This is a genomic window from Serratia sp. CY29653 (assembly GCF_052169255.1).
In the GTDB taxonomy this organism is placed as follows: domain Bacteria; phylum Pseudomonadota; class Gammaproteobacteria; order Enterobacterales; family Enterobacteriaceae; genus Serratia; species Serratia sarumanii.
This window is the reverse complement of the sequence record NZ_JBJNLC010000001.1, coordinates 2,682,030-2,701,223: the sequence shown is the minus strand read 5'-3', so window position 1 is coordinate 2,701,223 and position 19,194 is coordinate 2,682,030. Positions and strand designations below refer to the sequence as shown.

The following is a 19,194-nucleotide window of genomic DNA, read 5'->3' as shown; positions in this document are numbered from 1 at the left end:
CATGTCGGTTTCTCCGCTGCCTTTCGCCGCGCCCGGCGCCGCCATGCCCTGGCGCCGTTGCCTGGTGCTGGTGCTGGCGCTGCACCTGCTGGCCGTGGCGCTGCTCTGGCCCTGGCGAGACAAGGCCGCGCCGGCGTGGGTGCCGCCGCCGGCGGTCATGGTGGTGATGGCCGCCGCACCGCAGGCCCCGGCCGAGGTAAAACAACCGCCGGGACAAAGGACGCCGCCGCCTCAGGTTGAACCGCCGGTGCCGCCGGAACCCTTGCCGACGGTGAAGGTGCCTGAAGCCGTACGGCCGAACATCGCCGTACCTCCGAAGCAAAAAAAACCGCCCAAGCCGGTGAAGAATTCCCCCCTGCCGCGCACACCGCCGCAGGAGAAAACGATCGCGCTGCCGAGAATTCAGGAGCAAAGCGCTGGCGCGCCACCGCCGGGCCGGGCGGATAAAACGGCCGCGCCGCAAACTCGCCTGACGCCCTATGCTCAAGCGGGGGTGGACAACTGGCGCAGCCGCATCAGCGGCCGCCTGAATCGTTTTAAACGTTACCCCAAAGACGCCTTGCGGCTGAAGCGCCAGGGCGTCGGGCAGGTGCGTTTCACGTTGGACAGGCAGGGCCATGTGCTGGCGGTGACGCTGGTCAGCAGCACCGGGTTGCCGTCGCTGGATCGCGAAATCCAGGCGCTGGTCAAACGCGCTTCGCCGTTGCCCACGCCGCCGGCGGACGCTTACGTCAATGGCACGGTGGAATTGACGTTGCCGATCGATTTCAGTTTGCGCGGCGCGGGTTTTTGAGCCGCGACAATATCTCCTCCTGATAAACTCATTTTTCAGCAGCTTGTCCTGTTATTTATTATTTTCAAAGCGTATCGTTATTTTATTCGGCGCGGCTAAGTCGGCGTTCTACGCAATATTTTCATTTAAAAAGCACGAATGCCTTTTATTTTGCGGCTGACAAAAAATAAACAGCTTGACGCTGCGGAGTTCGGGTTTTAGTTTTTAATTATAAAACAGGAACTGAGTTCCATATAGTGGAACAAGGCGGATCATGACAACGCTGGAAAATGCCGCTGCGGTATTAAAACTCTTTTCTCAACAACGCATGATGCATGGCCAACCGGGCATTGCATTCAGCGATGTGGTGGATCAATTGGCGCTGCCGAAAAGCACGGTCTCGCGCCTGCTGCAGACCATGGAAAATCAGGGCATGCTGGAGCGCGATCCCGATAGCCGGCGTTACCGCATCGGCGCGCTGTTGCTGGCGGCATCCAGCCACTATCTGTCGATGCCGCTGGTGGACAACCTGGCGGCCAGCATGACGCAGCTGTGCCGCCAGACGGCATGTACCGGCTACCTCTCTGTGCTGGAGGGGCAGGAGATCATGGTGATGCGCATGTTCCCCGGGCGCCACTTTTTGCAGGTGGTTACCCCGGCGGGTTACCGTTCACCGGCGGCGGAAACCTCGGTCGGCCGGGCGATACTGGCGCGTGAAAGCGACGAGCAGGTTCGGGCGCGTTACGCCGGCGGTTACCGGGTGACTTCGCCCAATGCGCCGCAAACGTTGGATGCGCTGTTGCAGAAGTTGCAGCAGGTGAGGCGCCAGGGATGGTCGCTGGCGCGCAATGAAACCCTGAACAGCATCAGTTCGCTGGCGACCGCGCTGGTGAACAAGCACGGCAGCGAGACGGTGGGGCTGTGCCTGTCCTTCCCCTCGCAGGGCGAGGAGCAGCCGTTTGTACCGGAAGTCCTGGTCGAATTAACCGCAGTCAGCCGCCAACTGGCGGAAAAATATGGCGATGATTATTGGCAGCAGATCAAATAACGCGCCTGAGCAATCGTGTTGCATCATAATTAACGAGCGCCGACACCAGGGAACTCATTAATTATATTTCACCGTATTTTATTGGTAAGAAATAGACAGGCTGAATAAGAAGATAATCACGTTATGACGCCGGTAGTTCCAAATAATGGAACTGCCGCGGCGAGCTATCGCCTGGCGTTATTTCCGCCACGTGGCAGGGAATATTCAGGGAAACCAAGCATGAAATCAAATAATCCGCTAAAAGAGGCCGGCACGCTGTTGGTCATGGCGCTGCTTTCGGTGGTGGGGGCGATCATCGGCGTTCAGCTAATCACCACGCTGGGCGTGACGCCCAACACCTCGATCATCGGTGCACTGATCGCCATGCTGTTGGCACGCATTCCGCTGCAAATGTTCCAACGCTACCGCTCGGTGCACACCCAGAACCTGGCGCAGACGGTGATCTCCTCCGCCACCTTCGGCGCGGCCAACTGTCTGCTGATGCCGATTGCGGTGCCTTACGTGATGGGGCAACCGCAGCTTATTCTGCCGATGTTCTGCGGCGTGGCGGCGGCGATGCTGCTCGACGCCTATCTGCTTTATCGCCTGTTCGATACCAAAGTGTTCCCCGCCGCCAATGCCTGGCCGCCGGGTGTCGCCGCCGCGGAGGCGATTAAAGCCGGCGATCGCGGCGGCAAGCAGGCCTGGCTTCTGGTGGTGGGCGTAGGGGTGGGCATCGCCGGATCAATGCTCAAGATACCCATGGCGGCCTTCGGCACCGCCTTTATCGGCAATATCTGGGCGCTGAGCATGTTCGGCATCGGGCTATTGCTGCGGGCTTATGCCGAGCCGGTGGCCGGTTTCGATATCAATGCCCATTTTATTCCGCACGGCGTGATGGTCGGCGCCGGCCTGGTGGCGCTGATCCAGGTTGCGCAGGTGATCCGCAGCCGCCGCGCCGATAGCGCCGGTTATACCCAACCGGACAGTGCGGTAAGCACAGCGCTCGGCCTGGGCGCAGTCGGCTACATCGCCATCGCCGCGTTTTTGGCTCTGGTCGGCGGGCTGTTTAGCGAGATGTCGCTGCCGATGCTGGCGCTGTTCGTGATTTACGCGGCGTTCGCCGCTTTCGTTCATGAGCTGATCGTCGGTATCGCCGCCATGCACTCCGGCTGGTTTCCGGCGTTCGCGGTGGCGTTGATCACCCTGATCGTCGGTATCCTGATCGGTTTCCCACCGCTGGCGCTGTGCATCCTGACCGGCTTTACCGCCGCTACCGGGCCGGCTTTCGCCGACATGGGCTTTGACTTGAAAGCCGGCTTCATCCTGCGCGGCTACGGCGAGGATCTGCGGCAGGAACTGCTGGGGCGCCGCATTCAGCTGTTTGCGGCGCTGATCGCCTTCCTCATCGCCATTCCGGTGGTTTACCTCTCTTACCACAGCTATTTCCTGCAGGACCTGATCCCGCCGGTCGCGCGCGTTTACGCCAAGACCATCGAGGCCGGTGCGCAGCCGGGCATCGCCTGGAGCCTTTTGATCTGGGCGATCCCCGGCGCCGTGGTGCAGCTGATCGGCGGCCCCAAGCGCCAGCTCGGCGTGCTGCTGGCAACCGGCCTGCTGATCAACAACGCCTTGGCTGGGTGGGCGGTGCTGGTGGGCATCGCGTTGCGCGTGGCGATCCTGCGCCGTTGGGGCGATCGCGGCCGCACGCCGATGGAGATCATGGCGGCCGGGTTTATCGCCGGCGACGCGCTCTACAACTTCTTCAGCTCGATTTTTTCCAGCAAGGGCAAATAGCCCCCTACCGATGACATTGGTGAGGTAAAACGACCATGAGTTTGCAACAAACGCTGCAGGTTTTTGAATTGATTGATAGCGCATTCGTCAGCGGCCAGGACGTCGTCGATCTGTTTGCGCCTTACCCGGCGATCCGCGCCAGCACCCTGCGCGCCGAGGGGCCGAAGGGCGGCACCGATTTCGTGCGCATCGAGATCCCCGGCAGCGCAGGCAAATTCGCTGGCGGTGCGGCGCCGACGCTGGGCATTATCGGCCGCCTGGGCGGCATCGGCGCGCGGCCGACGCGTATCGGGCTGGTGTCCGACGGCGACGGCGCGATCGCCGCCATTGCCGCCGCGCTGAAGCTGGCGGAGATGCAGCGCAAGGGCGACACGCTGCCGGGGGATGTGATCGTCACCACCCATATTTGCCCGAACGCACCGACCCGGCCGCACGATCCGGTCGATTTTATGGATTCGCCGATCGATGACGTGACGATGAACGATAATGAAGTGGTGCCGGAGGCTGACGCCATCCTGTCGATCGACACCACCAAAGGCAACCGCATCATCAACCACAAAGGCTATGCGCTATCGCCGACGGTGAAAGAGGGCTACATCCTGCGGGTGGCGGAAGATCTGCTGCGCATCATGGAGATGACCAGCGGCCGCCCGGCGGTGACCTTCCCGATCACCACGCAGGACATCACCCCTTACGGCAACGGCGTGCATCACCTCAACAGCATCCTGCAGCCCTCGACCGCTACTGCGGCGCCGGTGGTCGGCGTGGCGATCTGCAGCGAATCGGTGGTGCCGGGCTGCGGCACCGGCGCCAGCCACGAAACGGATATCGCGCTGGCGGTCAAATTCGCGGTGGAAGTCGCCAAAGAATTCGGCCGCGGCACCTGCCGGTTCTACGATGCCGCCGAATATGGCCAGCTGCTGGCGCTGTACGGCAGTCTGAGTCACCTGCAAAAAAGGAGATAGCCCCATGACGGCTTCATTCGCCACGCTGACCATCGGTCAGGCGCCGCGCAGCGATATCATGCCGCTGCTGTCTGCTTATCTGCCGGCGGAGCGGGTGAGGCACGTCGGTTTGCTGGACGGCCTGGATGCTGGGCAGATCGCCGAGCGTTATGCGCCGCAACGGGGCGATAAGCTGCTGGTGTCGCGCCTGTTGGACGGCACGCAGGTGACGCTCTGTGCCGCTCGCGTCGAAAGCGGGTTGCAGCAGAAGATCCGCGAGCTGGAGGCGGCGGGATGCCAGGTGATCCTGCTGCTGTGCACCGGCGAATTCGGCCGATTGCAGGCGGAGCAGGCGCTGTTGCTGGAGCCGGATCGCATCATCCCGCCGTTGATCTCCGCGATCGTCGGCGAACACCGCGTCGGCATCGTGGTGCCGGTGGCGGAACAGGTTGGGCAGCAGGCGCGCAAATGGCGGCAGCTGGCGACGCCGCCGAGCTATGCCGTCGCCAGTCCTTATCTGGCGGATGACGCCGCGCTGGAGCAGGCGGCTTGCGCACTGCTGCGGCAGGGGGCGGAGGTGGTGGTGCTCGATTGCATCGGTTATCACCAGCGCCACCGCGCTTTTTTGCAGGCGCGTCTGTCGGTGCCGGTGCTGCTGTCGAACGTTCTGGTCGCCAAGCTGGCCGCAGAGTTAATCGGCTGATACAAATAGCCATAAATCACCGCTCGGCGCGGCCTCGGGCGCTTTGCGCTCGCGGGTATCCCCGGGTTTCAGCAGCCCTGACTGCCGGAGAGAGGCCCGGTGGCGTTTTCCTCTGCGCCGCGATCGCATTTCGCGCGAAAAACCAGTGACAGATCAACCGCAATCCCCCAATATGGATTTTCCATCAAGATGATTACGCGGGTGCCAGTCTATGCTGAAAGTGAATGAGTATTTTGCCGGAAAAGTGAAGTCTATCGGTTTTGACAGTAGCAGCATCGGTCTTACCAGCGTGGGCGTGATGGAAGAGGGGGAATACACCTTCTCCACCGCGCAGCCGGAAGAAATGACGGTGATCACCGGGGCGCTGAAAGTGCTGCTGCCGGGGGCGCCGGACTGGCAGGTGTTTACGCCGGGCGAGAAGTTCTTCGTGCCGGGGCACAGCGAGTTCAACCTGCAGGTGGCCGACGCGACCGCCTATCTGTGCCGTTACCTGAGCAAATAAATTTTGTTCGTTAGGGAAACGCAGGGCTCAGCGGATGCTGGGCCCTGGTCATTTCTGCGGCGGGATTAACGCTGGGCTTCGCCGCCGAGCGCTTCGATGGTGTTTTTGATCAACGCCGCCAGCTCGCTGGTCATCAGGATAAAGTCGGCGTCAAAGCGCTGGGCGAAGTCGTCGCGATCGATATCGTCGTTCTGCTCGCGCAGCGTGTCGGCGAACTTCAGGCGCTTGAGCGAGCCGTCGTCCGACAGCATCAGCTGAATGCGCTCCTGCCAATCCACTGCCAGCTTGGTCACCAGCTTGCCGGCTTCGATATGCACCGCGATTTCGTCGCTGATCAGATTCTGTTTCTTGCAGCGGATCACGCCGCCTTCTTCCAGAATCGCTTTCAGTTCCGCTTCATCCTGAATGGCGAAACCAGCCGGCATCTCGCCGGAACGCACCCATTCGGTCAGCGTCAGTTCGATCGGGCTTTCCATGGTCAGCGGCACCACCGGCAGCGAGCCGAGGCTTTTGCGCAGCAGCGCCAGCGTATCTTCGGCGCGTTTGGCGCTGGCGGCATCGACCATGATCAGATCGTTGACGGTATCGATCCACATGAAGGTTTGGTTGAAGCGGCTGAAGGCACGCGGCAGCAGGCTGTGCAGCACTTCGTCCTTCAGCGCGTCTTTCTCGGTTTTCTTCAGTTTGCGATGTTGTTCCGCCTCCAGGCGCTCAATTTTGGCCTGCAGCTCTTGCTTGATGACCGGCGACGGCAGGATTTTCTCTTCCTTGCGCGCGCAGATGACGATTTGGCCGTTGACCGCGTGCGTCAGCGCATCGCTGTGCGAGCCCATCGGGGAGACCCAGCCGGTCTTGGCCATGTCCTGGCTGCCGCACGGCGTGAAGGCGAACGCGCTGAGTTGTTTTTCCATTTCATCCGCGTTTAACGCCACTTCGCGGCTCAAACGGTAAACCATCAAATTCTTAAACCACAGCATAATGTTATCCCTGGCTGGGCGTGCGCTCGGCACGCTGATTCGTCAAAAGCAGGGCGGCATGATAACGAATTGACGCTGAAAAATCGCCCCATTCTCTCCGAATTGCGTCGCCGACCGCAGCGGAAAAGGCCGGGCGGGGGAGAGGGAAACAGGTGATTCATCCGCGTACTTACATTAGGCTGTGGCAACGCTGCGCGGCATCGAGGAGAAAAATACATGCGCATTGGCATCGATTTGGGCGGGACAAAAATTGAAGTGATTGCGTTGGCGGACGACGGCCGGGAGCTGTTTCGCCATCGCATCGCCACGCCGCGCCATGACTATGGGCAAACCCTGGCGGCGATCGCCGGGCTGGTGAAACTGGCGGAAGATCATACCGGCGAGCGGGGATCGGTCGGGATCGGCATTCCCGGCACGCTGTCGCCGTTTACCGGGCGGGTGAAAAACGCCAACTCAGTATGGCTCAACGGCCAACCGCTGGACAAGGATCTCTCGGCGCTGTTGGCGCGCGAGGTGCGTATCGCCAACGACGCCAACTGCCTGGCGGTGTCGGAAGCCACCGACGGCGCAGGCGCCGGCGCGCAAACCGTGTTTGCGGTCATTGTCGGCACCGGCTGCGGCGCCGGCGTGGCGCTGAATGGGCAGGTGCATTCCGGCGGCAACGGCATCGCCGGCGAGTGGGGCCACAATCCGCTGCCGTGGCAGGATGACGATGAGCTGCGCTACGCCCGCGAAGTGCCGTGCTACTGCGGCAAACCGGGCTGCATCGAAACCTTTATTTCCGGCACCGGTTTCGCCACCGACTATGCGCGCCTGGGCGGCAACGCGTTGCAAGGGCACGAGATCGTGGCGCTGAGCGAGCGGGGCGATGCGCTGGCGGAGCAGGCGATCGTGCGCTACGAAATGCGGCTGGCGAAAGCGTTGGCGCACGTGATCAACATTCTGGATCCGGACGTGGTGGTGCTCGGCGGCGGCATGAGCAACGTGGATCGCCTGTACCGCACGGTGCCGCAGCGGGTGAAAGATTGGGTGTTCGGCGGCGAGTGTGAAACGCCGATCCGCAAGGCGGTGCACGGCGACTCCAGCGGCGTACGCGGCGCGGCCTGGTTATGGCCGCAACAGCAGCGCTAAGCGTTGCAGCAAAGCGCGAGGCTGCTCGCGCTTTAAACCATTCCCTGTACAAAAACTGGACGGCGCTTTATGCTTTAGCTAACTTAGCTAAGGAGGACGCGTATGCCGATTCAGGCCAATATGCACGAAGCCAAATCCAATCTGAGCCAGCTGGCGGACAGAGCCGCGGAGGGAGAAACCGTGATTATTGCAAAAGCAGGGAAGCCGTACGTACAGCTGGTCGCCATCCAGGGCGAAGCGCGCCGGCCCGGCGCCGCCAAGGGCAAGTTTACCGTGCCGGCGGATTTCAACGCGGGGGATGCGGCCATTGCGGCGCTGTTTGAGGGCGATGCATGAAGCGCCTGCTGCTGGATACCCACGCGTTGCTGTGGTGGCTGATTGATGACGCCTGCCTGGGCGCGAACGCCAAAAGGCAGATCGCCGATCCGGGCAATGCGGTGTACGTCAGCGCGGCCAGCATTTGGGAGATCTCGATCAAGCAGGCGCTGGGCAAGCTGGCGCTGCCGGAAGACATCTTTGCGATCATCGAGGCCGAAGATTTTCTGGCGCTGCCGATGGACGCCTTTCATTGCCAACAGGCCGGGCAACTACCGCCCTATCATCAGGATCCTTTCGATCGCATGCTGATCGCACAGGCGCAGGCCGAGGGGCTGACGCTGATCTCCGCCGACGCGGTGTTTCCGCAGTACGGCGTGCGGGTGGCGGACGCCCGCCGTTAAGCCGGTTTTTCCTCACTTTCGCTGCGCACCCGTTCGATATGAATGGTCAGGAACATCATCTCTTCCGTGGTGAGCTGATGCTGATAGTGCTTTTCGATGTGGCGGTTGATTTTGCCGGCGCAGGCGAATGACTCACGGTATTTCTCTTTCACCACCTGATACAGCGAGTCGTCGTCGCTGTCGACGTAGTTTTGCCCCAGCAGGCGCTGGGCAAAGAATTTCAAATGGGTGACGAAACGGTGGTAACTCAGGGCTTCCTCGTTGTAATCAAAGCGGAAGTGGTATTTGACCAGGTTGAGGATCTCTTGCATCACGCGGGTGATGTGCAGCGTGTTGTGCATCTCGTCGTTAAGCTGGGCGTTGACCAGGTGCAAGGCGATAAATCCGGCCTCGTCTTCCGGCAGCGCGGTATTCAGCCGCTCGGCGATCAAGGCCAGCGCCTCCAGCCCGACGGCGAACTCGGCCTGATAGAGCTTTTTAATCTCCCACAGCAACGCATTTTTGATATCCAATCCTTCCGCGTGGCGCTGCAGAGCGAAATGGATGTGGTCGGTCAGCGTGATGTAGACGATGTTATGCAACTTGCCCGGCAGCCGTTCGCGGGCGAGGGTAATAATCCGGTCGGCGGTGGTGACGCAGGCCAGCGGGATCTCGGAGAGCAGCTCTTTATAGCGCTCGGCGATTTCACCGCCGTTATGGGTGAACACTTTTTCGATCAGGCTTTCGTCCAGCGTGTCGCCGGGCTTCTTTTTAAAGCCGATTCCTTTTCCCATTACCACCGTCTCTTCCTGACGGTCGTCCAGCGTAATCACCACGTTATTATTGAGTATTTTAGCGATTTTCATGGTCTTTCCCGGTGTTTCAGCATCCTGAAAACGAAAAAACCTGACGCCCGGAAGCGATCCCGAGCGTCAGGTTTTGCCTGTATTTTATGTTTCTGTCCTGCGGCCTGAGCGGCGGAGGGGATACAGTAACAATCCTGTTATGTCTGCATAATAACCCGTGCTCGCCGCGGCTCAACGCTTTTCACCGCGGAGTGCCGCCGCGGTCACACTTCTGCGCCGCGCACGGCGTGATCATTCCAGCCTGAAGTGCGCCTCCAGCCGGCTGACGCCGAGCCCGTTGACCTTTTTCACCTTGATCTGCACCGGAATACGCTCTTTCATCGCCTCGACGTGGCTGATCACGCCAATGGTTTTGCCGGAGGCGTTCAGGCTGTCCAGCGCGTCCAGCGCGGTATCGAGGGTTTCGGCGTCCAGCGTGCCGAAGCCTTCGTCGAGGAACAGCGAATCGATGCTGGTCTTGTGGCTGACCAGATCGGACAACGCCAGTGCCAGCGCCAGGCTGACCAGGAAGCTCTCGCCGCCGGACAGGGTGCGGGTATCGCGCAGCGCGTCGGCCTGCCAGGTGTCCACCACCTGCAGCTCCAGCGCGTCGCTGGTTTTGCGCTGCAGCAGGTAGCGCCCGTGCAGCCGGCCGAGCTGAAGGTTGGCCAGATAAACCAGATGATCGAGCGTCAGCCCTTGAGCGAAGCGGCGGAACTTGTCGCCTTCTTTCGAGCCGATCAGCTGGTTGAGGTAGCTCCAGTCGTCGTAGTCTTGCTGGCTGCGGGCGATTTGCTCGAACAACGCCTGTTGATTGAGACGGCGGGCGGCATCGCTTTCCAGCTGGTTGCGCAGTTCGCCCTGGCGCAGCTGCAACGTTTTCAACTGCTGGGCCAGCTCGGCCAGCGATTGGGTGAGTGCGTCGAGATCCGCGTTGGCTTCATCCACCCCTTCAGGGCGGCTTTGCCGATGCTGCTCCAGCGTTTGCGTCGCCTGCGTCAGCAGGGCGGCGGCCTCCACCTGGCGCTGTTGCAGTTGCTCTTTACGCTGCTGCAATTCGCGGCGCAGGGCGTCGTCCAGCAACGCAGCGGCGAAGGCGGTTTCATCGGCGAATTCGCTGTCGGCCAGCGCCTGCTGCCACAGCTGCTGCGCCTGCTGCAGCCGTTCCTGCATTTGGGTGTGCTGTTGTTGCAATCCGGCCTGCTGGCCGGCCAGGCGCTCGCGCAGTTCCTGCGCTTTTTGCCACTGCTCGGCGGCCTGCAAGCTGGCCTGTTCACAGGCGGTTTGTTTGGCGCGCAGCTGTTCGCGCACCTCGGCGACCTGCTGTTCGCCGAACAGCGCCAGCCGCTGCGCGCGCCGTTCGGCGAGGGTCTTCTCGCCTTCTTGCCAGCGTTGTTGCAGGTCTTGCTGCTGTTGCAGGCTGTCGTCATGGGTTTTCTGCAGCAGCGTAAAGCGCTCTTCGAGCAGCGCCAGCCGTTGCTGCGCCTGCTGCTGCTGCGTTTGCAGAGCGGCGAGCGCGTCTTTTGCCTGCTGTACCGCCTGCGCCGCCTGTTCATGCTGCTGCAGCGCGTGTTGCCCGCGCCGCTCTTCATCGTCGCAGCCGCTTAGCCAGGCGCTGAGCCGCTCGCCCTCGGCCAACGTAAAGTCGAATGCCAGCGGCGCGCTGAGCTGCTGCCACTGCTGCTGTTGGGCAGCCAGCTGCTGCTCATCCTGCGCGATAGCCTGCTGTTGGCGTTGCAATTGCTGTTGCAGGTTGTCGTAACGGGCTCGCAGCTCGACGCCTTGTTTTTGCAATGCTTCGGTCTGGACTTTCATTTGTTCCAGACGTTGCGCAGTTTCTGACAGTTTTACCTCTTGGTATTGTTCTACCGCCGGGTGCTCGCATGAGCCGCACAGCGGGCAGGGGGCGCCGGGTTGCAAACGGGCGCGCTCGGCTTCCAGACCCACGATCCGTTGTTCCAGCGCATAGGTTTTTTCAACATCGGCCTGGTGGGCTTTCTGCTGCTTAAATTGCTGACGGATGAGCTCTAACTGTGGCTCCAACTGGGTCAGTTCATTTTGACCGATGTTTAGCTCTTGCCGCTGCTGTTCCAGCCGTTTAACAACTTGTTGCGATAAAGAGGCGAGCGTAAATAACTGCTGGCGCGTCGGGCGCAGATCCGCCAGGGCGCTCAGGCGCTGGCGCAGCGGGGCCAGCGGCGTTTGCGCCGCCAGCGCCTGCTGCTGTTGCTGCTGAACGGCCAGCGCTTCGGTCAGCGCGTTCAACCGCTGCTGATGCTGTGCGGCCTGCGCCGTCAGCTGGCTGCGCTCGGCGGTGAGCTGCTCCAGCGTGGTTTGCTGTTTGGCACACTGCTGCGCGGCGGCATCGCCGGCCTGTCGCCGCTCGGCCTGCGTCGACTGCAGTTGGGCTATTTGGTGGTCGAGCGGGGCGACCTGGTCATCGATCAGCTGTTGCTGCTGCCGCATATGCTCGGCATGGGCTTGCTGCGCCAGACGGGCCTTTTCCACCGCCTGCTGCAGTGGCGCCAGCTGCGCCGAGTGCTGTTCCTGTTGCTGCGTCAGCTGGGCTGCCTGCTGTTGTATCGTCTGCAGCTCGGCGCGGCAGCGATCGCGTTCACCGCGCAGCGGCCGCAATTTCTCGGCCGGTTCGCTGAGCGCCAGCCGCTGCAGCTGCGGGGCGGCCTCCGTCTGCTCGCGCTGGGCGGTTTCCAGCCGCTGTTGACCCTCGTTTTGCTGTTGCTGGAGGCGTTGCCATTGCTGCAGCCAGCTCAGCGCCTGTTGCTGTTGCTGAGTTTGCTTACCGAGGGCGCTTTCCTGCGCGCTCAGCGCCGTCAGCTGTTCAGTCAGGGAGTGGCGCTGTTCATCGTTCAGCAGCTCGATGCCGCTGGCGCGCTGGTGCAACCCATCCAGGTCGGTTTTGGCCTGCTTGTGCGATTCGAACACCTGTTCGGACAACCGCCCGTAGATTTCGGTGCCGGTCAGCTCTTCCAACAGTTCGGCGCGATCGTTGGCGTCGGCGTTGAGGAACGCGGCGAACTGCCCCTGAGACAGCATCATCGATTTGGTGAAGCGGCCGAAGTCCAGCCCGGTGATGGCGGCGGTGATCTCCAGCTTGTCGCGCACCTTGTCCGCCAGGATCTTGCCGTCCTCGCGGTGCGCCAGTTCCACCTTCGGCGCCTGCAGGTTGCCGTCCGGCGCGTTTTTGGCGCGGCGCTGGCTCCAGAAGGCGCGATAGCCGACGCCCTTGACCTCGAATTCGACCTCCGCCAGCGATTCGGCGGTGTGGCGGGTCATCAGTTCATTCTGGCTCGGCGTGACGTTGAGACGCGGCGTTTGGTGGTACAGCGCCAGGCAGATGGCGTCCAGCAGGGTGGTTTTGCCCGCGCCGGTCGGGCCGGTAATGGCGAACAGGCCGTTGCTGGCGAACGGCTCGGCGGTGAAGTCAATTTTCCACTCGCCCTGCAGCGAGTTGAGGTTTTTTAACCGCAGGCTGAGGATCTTCATGGATTGGTCTCCTCAGGATTGTGCTGCACCGCCTCGACCACCTGGCGGAACAGTTGGTGCATCCGCCGTTGGCGCGCTTCGGGTATGTCGGCCTCCTGCGCCAACCTGCGTTCGAACACCTCGTTGACGCTCAGCTCGTTGAGCGTTTCCTTATCCTGCTGCGCGATCGCCTGGCGGCGCTGCTCTTTGCTGCGCCGCAGCAGCACCACTTCCACCGGCAGCTCATCCGCCATCAGCTGGATGCGGCGCTGGATATCGCTGAGATAGTCCTGCGTCGCCACTTCGATATCCAGCCACACCGGCAGCTCGCCGGCATAGTCGGCAAATTGCTGCAGCTGCCGTTCGATCTCGGCCAGATCGCCTTTGATCAGCTGCATGGGCTGGAACTGCGGGATCGCTAACGCTTCTACCTGCTGCAGGGCGCCGTCGGCGAAATCGACCAGGAAGACGCTTTTGGCTTTGCCCAGTTCATCGAAGCTGAGCGGAATCGGTGAGCCGCTATAGCGAATATGCTCTGATTTGGCGACGTTCTGCGCGCGGTGAATGTGGCCCAGCGCGATGTAATCGGCAGGTGGGAAGGCTTGCGCCGGGAAGGCGTCGAGGGTGCCGATATAGATGTCGCGCACCGAGTCGGAGGTGGTGACGCCGACGGTGGTCAGGTGGCCGGTGGCGACGATCGGCAGCGGCAGGCCCAGCCGATCGCGGCGTTCGCAGGCCGCCTGATACAGCGCCTGGTAATGTTCGGCGATGGCTTCCTGCAGCGCCTGCTGTTTTTGCGCGCCGGATTCGCCGGCGCGGCTGGTGAGCAGATCGCGCGGCCGCAGAAAAGGAATGGCGCACAGCACCGCGCCCGGCTGGCCGTCGCGCCGGTTCAGCACCACAATCTGCTGTTCGGGGGCGCTTTGCGCGCTCGCGATCACCGTGGTGTTCAGGCAGGAGAGCAGCTCACGCGATTCGTTCAGCGTCGCCACCGAGTCGTGGTTGCCGCCCAGCACCACCAGCTGACAGCCGGTGCGCTGCAGCTCCACCACGAAGCGGTTGTACAGCTCGCGGGCGTAGCTGGGCGGCGAGCCGGTATCGAACAGATCCCCGGCGACGATCAGCGCATCCACCTGCTGCTGCTCGATCTGCTCGATCAGCCAGTTCAGAAAAGCCTGGTGCTCGGCGGCACGGCTTTTGGTGAAAAAGTACTGGCCAAGGTGCCAGTCAGAGGTGTGGATCAGGCGCATGACACTCCCGGATGCAAAGGTAATGGCGATGATTATAAAGGCCGCGGCGGCGGCTGTCCCGGCGCAATGATGATGACAACCGGATGATTTTTCTTTGCGCCGGGAAATAATCGCTATGCTTACTGCCTATAACAGCCGCTTTTTTTCATAAAAGTGTCACAAAACTGACGCATAATGGCGCCCGCAAAGTCGCTAACACATTGGCAGGATTGACGATGGCAAGACGCATACTGGTGGTGGAAGACGAAGCGCCGATCCGTGAGATGGTGTGCTTTGTGTTGGAACAGAATGGTTACCAACCGTTGGAAGCCGAGGATTATGACAGCGCCGTGACGCGCCTGTCTGAGCCGTTCCCTGATTTGGTGTTGCTCGACTGGATGTTGCCCGGCGGTTCCGGCATTCAGTTTATCAAACATATGAAGCGCGAAGCGCTGACCCGTGATATTCCGGTGATGATGCTGACCGCGCGCGGCGAAGAGGAAGACCGGGTGCGCGGCCTGGAAGTGGGGGCGGATGATTACATCACCAAGCCGTTCTCGCCCAAGGAGCTGGTGGCGCGCATCAAAGCGGTCATGCGCCGCATTTCACCGATGGCGGTGGAAGAGGTGATTGAAATGCAAGGGCTGAGCCTGGATCCGTCCTCCCACCGCGTGATGGCGAACGATCAGGCGCTGGACATGGGGCCGACCGAGTTCAAGCTGCTGCACTTCTTTATGACCCACCCGGAGCGGGTTTATAGCCGTGAGCAGTTGCTTAATCACGTCTGGGGCACTAACGTTTATGTGGAAGACCGTACCGTTGACGTGCATATCCGTCGGCTCCGCAAGGCGTTAGAAACCAGTGGGCATGATAAAATGGTTCAAACCGTTCGGGGCACCGGCTACCGGTTCTCAACGCGCTACTGATCGCGCTGCGCTGGAGAATATGCCGTGTTAGAACGTCTGTCGTGGAAGAGGCTGGCTCTGGAGCTGGCTCTTTTCTGTTTGCCCGCCTTACTGCTGGGGCTGATTTTCGGTTATCTGCCCTGGTTCCTGCTGGCCTCCGCGCTGGCCGCGCTGGTGTGGAATTTCTACAACCAGCTCAAACTCTCTCATTGGCTGTGGATCGACCGCAGCATGACGCCGCCGCCCGGCCGCTGGAGTTGGGAGCCGCTGTTCTATGGCCTGTATCAGATGCAGCAGCGCAACCGCCGCCGCCGGCGCGAGCTGGCGCTGTTGATCAAGCGCTTTCGCAGCGGGGCCGAATCGCTGCCTGACGCGGTGGTGATGACCACCGTTGAAGGCAACATCTTCTGGTGCAACGGGCTGGCGCAGCATCTGCTCGGCTTCCGCTGGCCGGAAGACAACGGCCAGCACATCCTCAACCTGCTGCGTTATCCGGAATTCAGCCACTATCTGCAACAGCAGGAGTTCTCGCGCCCGCTGACGCTGCAGCTGAACAACGAACACTACGTCGAATTCCGCGTGATGCCCTACTCCGAAGGGCAGTTGCTGATGGTGGCGCGCGACGTCACCCAGATGCGCCAGCTGGAGGGGGCGCGGCGCAACTTCTTCGCCAACGTCAGCCATGAGCTGCGCACGCCGCTGACGGTGCTGCAGGGCTATCTGGAGATGATGGGCGACGAAGAGCAGGACGGTTCGCTGCGCAGCAAGGCGCTCGGCACCATGCAGGAACAGACCCGCCGGATGGACGGGCTGGTCAAGCAGCTGCTGACGCTGTCGCGCATCGAGGCGGCGCCCAATGTCGACATGAACGAGCGAGTGGATATCCCGCTGATGCTGCGGGTGTTGCAGCGCGAGGCGCAATCGCTGAGCGGCGGCAATCACGAGATCACTTTCCGAGTGAACGAACAGCTCAACGTGTTCGGCAATGAAGACCAGTTGCGCAGCGCGGTGTCTAACCTGGTGTACAACGCGGTCAACCACACGCCGAAGGGCACCCATATCGAAGTGAGCTGGCAGCAGACGGCGCACGGCGCGCAGTTCCAGGTCAGTGACAACGGGCCGGGCATCGCCGCCGAACACCTGCCGCGCCTGACCGAGCGTTTTTACCGCGTCGACAAGGCCCGTTCGCGCCAGACCGGCGGCAGCGGGCTGGGGCTGGCGATCGTCAAGCATGCGCTCAGCCATCACGACGCGCGGCTGGAGATCCTCAGCGAGCCGGGGATCGGCACCCGCTTTATCTTTACCTTACCCAACCGGTTGATTGTTCCCGCCGCTTTATCAGAGAATGCGGTGAAAAATTAACGCGAGACACCGGTATGACCCGAATAACCCGAGGGCTGTTGCTTTGCCTGGCGCTGCTGGCCGGACGCGGCGCGCTGGCGCAGCCCGACGGCATGCTGGCGGGCAACCTGTCCAGCGTCGGTTCCGATACTTTGGCGAATCTGATGGCGCTGTGGGCGCAGGATTTCAGCCGGCATTATCCCAACGTTAACCTGCAGATCCAGGCCGCCGGCTCGTCGACCGCGCCGACCGCCTTGGCGGCGGGCGCCGCGCAGCTGGGCCCGATGAGCCGGCCGATGAAGGCGGCCGAGGTTTCGGCGTTCGAACACCGTTACGGCTACGCGCCGCTGGCGGTGCCGGTGGCGGTGGATGCGCTGGTGGTGTTGGTGCATCAGGACAACCCGCTGCGCGGCCTCAATCTGCAGCAGCTCGATCGCATTTTCTCCGCCACCCGGCGCTGCGGTGAAAGCAAACCGCTGACGCGTTGGGGCGAGCTGGGGCTGAGCGGCGATTGGGCGACGCGCTCGCTGCAGCGCTTCGGCCGCAACTCGGCGTCCGGCACCTACGGCTATTTCAAACTGCGCGCGCTGTGCGGCGGCGATTTTATGCCGCGCGTCAATGAGCTGCCCGGTTCGGCTTCGGTGGTGCAGGCGGTGGCCGGTTCGCTCAACGGCATCGGCTACGCCAGCATCGGTTTTCGCGCCAGCGGCGTGCGGCTGCTGCCGTTGGCGGAATCGGGAGAGGACTATGTCGCGCCTACCGCCGCCAACGTGCGCAACGATCGCTACCCGCTGTCGCGCTATCTCTATATCTACATCAACAAAGCCCCCAATCAACCGCTGGAGCCGCTGACCGCCGCGTTCCTCGATCGCGTGCTGTCGAACGCAGGGCAGAGCCTGGTCAATCACGACGGCTATCTGCCGCTGCCGCCGGGCGCCCTGCAGAGGACCCGCCAGGCGCTCGGGCTGCAGCCGCTCGCGGCGGCCACGGTGCAATAAGCGACAAAAAGCGGCGTAATTTTCGCCTTTTTTAACGGCCAAACGGAGCTTATACCACGCGAAAACCGGGCATTTATTGGCGTTTTCGCGCGGTAAAACGGTATATGTTTCACGTTTCGTGAATCCATTGTTCAAAAATGATACAAATCATGTAGTGTATATTTATTGATAGCCAATATGATCGACTGGTGGCTAAAGTTTATATGGTCGATAGCTCTGCTTTTCGCCGTGCGTCTTGCCTTGAAGCGCTATAAACGTTTACCTTAGCCCTCGTTGTCGGATTAAACCTCCATTTTTATAACTCCTAAAATTTTGCCCATCTTCATGAGCGGCCACTTTCGAATAGGGACATAAACGCCGGATCGACTGCGTTTAGGATGCTTATTTGGCGCTGCGACGATCGGGCATGCCGGCAACCGGTGGGGCGTCACGCCACCACGCTATCGGACAATTTTTTTCATTTGAACAGGCAACACGACATCGTATGAGTCATCGTTTAACGTCAAAAGATATCCTGGCACTGGGCTTCATGACCTTTGCCTTATTCGTTGGGGCCGGGAACATCATCTTCCCGCCGATGGTCGGCTTGCAGTCCGGTGAACACGTCTGGATCGCGGCGCTGGGCTTCCTGATCACCGCCGTCGGTCTGCCGGTCATCACCGTCATCGCGCTGGCGCGCGTCGGCGGCGGCATCGACGCCCTCAGTTCGCCGATCGGCCGCGGCGCCGGCCTGCTGCTGGCGACCGTCTGCTACCTGGCCGTCGGCCCGCTGTTCGCCACGCCGCGCACCGCCACCGTGTCCTTTGAAGTGGGCATCGCCCCGCTGACCGGCGACGGCGCCATGCCGCTGTTCATCTACAGCCTGGTGTACTTCGCGCTGGTGATCGGCATCTCCCTGTATCCGGGCCGCCTGCTCGACACCGTCGGCCATGTGCTGGCGCCGCTGAAGATCGTGGCGTTGGGCGTACTGGGCATCGCCGCGCTGCTGTGGCCTGCCGGCGCGCCGATTCCGGCGACGGCGGCTTACCAGAGCGTGCCTTTCTCTTCCGGCTTCGTTAACGGCTACCTGACCATGGATACGCTGGGCGCGCTGGTATTCGGCATCGTTATCGTCAACGCGGCGCGCTCGCGCGGCGTGAAAGACGCCGGTCTGTTGACCCGCTACACCATTCTGGCCGGTTTGATCGCCGGCGTGGGCCTGACGCTGGTTTACCTGAGCCTGTTCAAGCTGGGCTCCGGCAGCGGCGCGCTGGTGCCGGACGCCACCAACGGCGCGGTGATCCTGCACGCTTACGTTCAGAACACCTTCGGCGGCCTGGGCAGCTTCTTCCTGGCGGCGCTGATCTTCATCGCCTGTATGGTGACCGCGGTAGGCCTGACCTGCGCCTGCGCCGAGTTCTTCGCGCAATACCTGCCGTTCTCGTACAAGACGCTGGTGTTTATTCTGGGCCTGTTCTCGATGGTGGTGTCCAACCTCGGCCTGAGCCACCTGATCCAGATCTCCATTCCGGTGCTGACCGCGATTTACCCGCCGTGCATCGTGCTGGTGGTGCTGAGCTTCACCCTGCGTTGGTGGCACAGCGCGCCGCGCATCATCGCGCCGGTGATGCTTGTCAGCCTGTTGTTTGGTATCCTTGACGCGGTGAAAGCCTCCAGTTTCCAGCAGCTGCTGCCGGCCTGGACCACTCACCTGCCGCTGGCGGAGCAGGGGTTGGCATGGTTGCCGCCTTCGCTGCTGATGCTGGTGCTGGTCGCGATTTATGATCGGGTGTGCACGCGTTCCCAAGTGACCGCGCACTGATAATCCCCCGGCTTAATCCAGGGCCACGGACATGTCCGTGG

General features: G+C 61.7%; 17 protein-coding genes. 13 read left to right on the top strand and 4 right to left on the bottom strand.

Annotated elements, in window-relative coordinates; genetic code table 11:
- Position 1 precedes the first annotated feature (1 nt).
- The 6 genes from ACJ8HN_RS13060 to ppnP all read left to right on the top strand — a co-directional run bounded on the left by ACJ8HN_RS13060 (position 2) and on the right by ppnP (position 5,745).
- Positions 2-793: an energy transducer TonB gene (locus ACJ8HN_RS13060; protein ID WP_442523503.1), complete on the top strand. Its 792-nt coding sequence runs from the start codon at positions 2-4 to the stop codon at positions 791-793.
- A gap of 253 nt (positions 794-1,046) precedes the next feature.
- Positions 1,047-1,820 (top strand): IclR family transcriptional regulator, encoded by a 774-nt coding sequence (locus tag ACJ8HN_RS13055; RefSeq protein ID WP_442523502.1) that lies wholly within the window; start codon positions 1,047-1,049, stop codon positions 1,818-1,820.
- Positions 1,821-2,039: 219 nt separating this feature from the next.
- Entirely contained in the window at positions 2,040-3,596 is a 1,557-nt protein-coding gene (locus tag ACJ8HN_RS13050; RefSeq protein ID WP_442523501.1) for an OPT/YSL family transporter, read from the top strand.
- A gap of 35 nt (positions 3,597-3,631) precedes the next feature.
- Positions 3,632-4,561, top strand: a complete 930-nt coding sequence (locus tag ACJ8HN_RS13045) for a DUF1177 domain-containing protein (protein WP_033647333.1) — start codon at positions 3,632-3,634, stop codon at positions 4,559-4,561.
- A gap of 4 nt (positions 4,562-4,565) precedes the next feature.
- Complete coding sequence (locus ACJ8HN_RS13040) at positions 4,566-5,243, top strand: AroM family protein (protein ID WP_039567007.1); 678 nt, start codon at positions 4,566-4,568, stop codon at positions 5,241-5,243.
- Positions 5,244-5,454: 211 nt separating this feature from the next.
- Entirely contained in the window at positions 5,455-5,745 is a 291-nt protein-coding gene (gene ppnP, locus ACJ8HN_RS13035; protein WP_004940463.1) for a pyrimidine/purine nucleoside phosphorylase, read from the top strand.
- A gap of 65 nt (positions 5,746-5,810) precedes the next feature.
- Here the strand turns inward: ppnP and rdgC are convergent, their stop codons facing one another.
- Complete coding sequence (gene rdgC / locus ACJ8HN_RS13030; RefSeq protein WP_004940461.1) at positions 5,811-6,722, bottom strand: recombination-associated protein RdgC; 912 nt, start codon at positions 6,720-6,722, stop codon at positions 5,811-5,813.
- A gap of 216 nt (positions 6,723-6,938) precedes the next feature.
- Here rdgC and mak point away from each other — a divergent pair, with 216 nt between their 5' ends.
- The 3 genes from mak (at position 6,939) to ACJ8HN_RS13015 (ending at position 8,572) form a co-directional block, all read left to right on the top strand.
- On the top strand, positions 6,939-7,853 hold the full coding sequence (mak, locus tag ACJ8HN_RS13025; protein ID WP_442523500.1) for a fructokinase: 915 nt from the start codon (positions 6,939-6,941) through the stop codon (positions 7,851-7,853).
- Between the two features lie 102 nt (positions 7,854-7,955).
- Positions 7,956-8,189 carry a type II toxin-antitoxin system Phd/YefM family antitoxin gene (locus tag ACJ8HN_RS13020; RefSeq protein ID WP_033637280.1) on the top strand — a complete coding sequence of 78 codons (234 nt, stop codon included), beginning with the start codon at positions 7,956-7,958 and terminating at the stop codon, positions 8,187-8,189.
- A complete protein-coding gene (locus ACJ8HN_RS13015) occupies positions 8,186-8,572 on the top strand; it encodes a type II toxin-antitoxin system VapC family toxin (RefSeq protein WP_033637281.1) in 387 nt (128 codons plus the stop codon). The genes ACJ8HN_RS13020 and ACJ8HN_RS13015 overlap by 4 nt, the downstream gene beginning before the upstream one ends.
- On the opposite strand, the gene licT is transcribed toward ACJ8HN_RS13015, so the two are convergent.
- The 3 genes from licT to sbcD form a co-directional block, all read right to left on the bottom strand.
- Positions 8,569-9,417, bottom strand: coding sequence for a BglG family transcription antiterminator LicT (gene licT, locus ACJ8HN_RS13010; RefSeq protein WP_060426303.1), 849 nt, complete (start codon positions 9,415-9,417; stop codon positions 8,569-8,571). The two genes, ACJ8HN_RS13015 and licT, sit on opposite strands and share 4 nt — an antisense overlap.
- A 231-nt stretch (positions 9,418-9,648) precedes the next feature.
- Positions 9,649-12,900, bottom strand: a complete 3,252-nt coding sequence (gene sbcC, locus ACJ8HN_RS13005) for an exonuclease subunit SbcC (protein ID WP_442523499.1) — start codon at positions 12,898-12,900, stop codon at positions 9,649-9,651.
- Positions 12,897-14,129: an exonuclease subunit SbcD gene (gene sbcD / locus ACJ8HN_RS13000; protein WP_442523498.1), complete on the bottom strand. Its 1,233-nt coding sequence runs from the start codon at positions 14,127-14,129 to the stop codon at positions 12,897-12,899. The genes sbcC and sbcD overlap by 4 nt, the downstream gene beginning before the upstream one ends.
- Positions 14,130-14,344: 215 nt before the next feature.
- Between sbcD and phoB the strand changes: the two genes are divergently transcribed.
- The 4 genes from phoB (at position 14,345) to brnQ (ending at position 19,153) form a co-directional block, all read left to right on the top strand.
- Positions 14,345-15,034 carry a phosphate response regulator transcription factor PhoB gene (gene phoB / locus ACJ8HN_RS12995; RefSeq protein ID WP_004940438.1) on the top strand — a complete coding sequence of 230 codons (690 nt, stop codon included), beginning with the start codon at positions 14,345-14,347 and terminating at the stop codon, positions 15,032-15,034.
- A gap of 24 nt (positions 15,035-15,058) precedes the next feature.
- The gene (gene phoR, locus ACJ8HN_RS12990; protein WP_025301740.1) at positions 15,059-16,375 is read left to right on the top strand and encodes a phosphate regulon sensor histidine kinase PhoR; all 1,317 of its coding nucleotides are present in this window, start codon (positions 15,059-15,061) and stop codon (positions 16,373-16,375) included.
- A 14-nt stretch (positions 16,376-16,389) separates the two neighbouring features.
- The gene (locus ACJ8HN_RS12985; RefSeq protein WP_033647326.1) at positions 16,390-17,352 is read left to right on the top strand and encodes a PstS family phosphate ABC transporter substrate-binding protein; all 963 of its coding nucleotides are present in this window, start codon (positions 16,390-16,392) and stop codon (positions 17,350-17,352) included.
- A gap of 484 nt (positions 17,353-17,836) precedes the next feature.
- Positions 17,837-19,153, top strand: coding sequence for a branched-chain amino acid transport system II carrier protein (gene brnQ, locus ACJ8HN_RS12980; RefSeq protein WP_033653282.1), 1,317 nt, complete (start codon positions 17,837-17,839; stop codon positions 19,151-19,153).
- The last annotated feature ends 41 nt before the right edge of the window (positions 19,154-19,194 follow it).

Excerpts from the sequence above, each read along its gene's own strand:
- ACJ8HN_RS13060 (WP_442523503.1), top strand. The coding sequence starts at position 2 with ATGTCGGTTTCTCCGCTGCCTTTCGCCGCGCCCGGCGCCGCCATGCCC.
- ACJ8HN_RS13055 (WP_442523502.1), top strand. The coding sequence starts at position 1,047 with ATGACAACGCTGGAAAATGCCGCTGCGGTATTAAAACTCTTTTCTCAA.
- ACJ8HN_RS13050 (WP_442523501.1), top strand. The coding sequence starts at position 2,040 with ATGAAATCAAATAATCCGCTAAAAGAGGCCGGCACGCTGTTGGTCATG.
- ACJ8HN_RS13045 (WP_033647333.1), top strand. The coding sequence starts at position 3,632 with ATGAGTTTGCAACAAACGCTGCAGGTTTTTGAATTGATTGATAGCGCA.
- ACJ8HN_RS13040 (WP_039567007.1), top strand. The coding sequence starts at position 4,566 with ATGACGGCTTCATTCGCCACGCTGACCATCGGTCAGGCGCCGCGCAGC.
- ppnP (WP_004940463.1), top strand. The coding sequence starts at position 5,455 with ATGCTGAAAGTGAATGAGTATTTTGCCGGAAAAGTGAAGTCTATCGGT.
- rdgC (WP_004940461.1), bottom strand. The coding sequence starts at position 6,722 with ATGCTGTGGTTTAAGAATTTGATGGTTTACCGTTTGAGCCGCGAAGTG.
- mak (WP_442523500.1), top strand. The coding sequence starts at position 6,939 with ATGCGCATTGGCATCGATTTGGGCGGGACAAAAATTGAAGTGATTGCG.
- ACJ8HN_RS13020 (WP_033637280.1), top strand. The coding sequence starts at position 7,956 with ATGCCGATTCAGGCCAATATGCACGAAGCCAAATCCAATCTGAGCCAG.
- ACJ8HN_RS13015 (WP_033637281.1), top strand. The coding sequence starts at position 8,186 with ATGAAGCGCCTGCTGCTGGATACCCACGCGTTGCTGTGGTGGCTGATT.
- licT (WP_060426303.1), bottom strand. The coding sequence starts at position 9,417 with ATGAAAATCGCTAAAATACTCAATAATAACGTGGTGATTACGCTGGAC.
- sbcC (WP_442523499.1), bottom strand. The coding sequence starts at position 12,900 with ATGAAGATCCTCAGCCTGCGGTTAAAAAACCTCAACTCGCTGCAGGGC.
- sbcD (WP_442523498.1), bottom strand. The coding sequence starts at position 14,129 with ATGCGCCTGATCCACACCTCTGACTGGCACCTTGGCCAGTACTTTTTC.
- phoB (WP_004940438.1), top strand. The coding sequence starts at position 14,345 with ATGGCAAGACGCATACTGGTGGTGGAAGACGAAGCGCCGATCCGTGAG.
- ACJ8HN_RS12985 (WP_033647326.1), top strand. The coding sequence starts at position 16,390 with ATGACCCGAATAACCCGAGGGCTGTTGCTTTGCCTGGCGCTGCTGGCC.
- brnQ (WP_033653282.1), top strand. The coding sequence starts at position 17,837 with ATGAGTCATCGTTTAACGTCAAAAGATATCCTGGCACTGGGCTTCATG.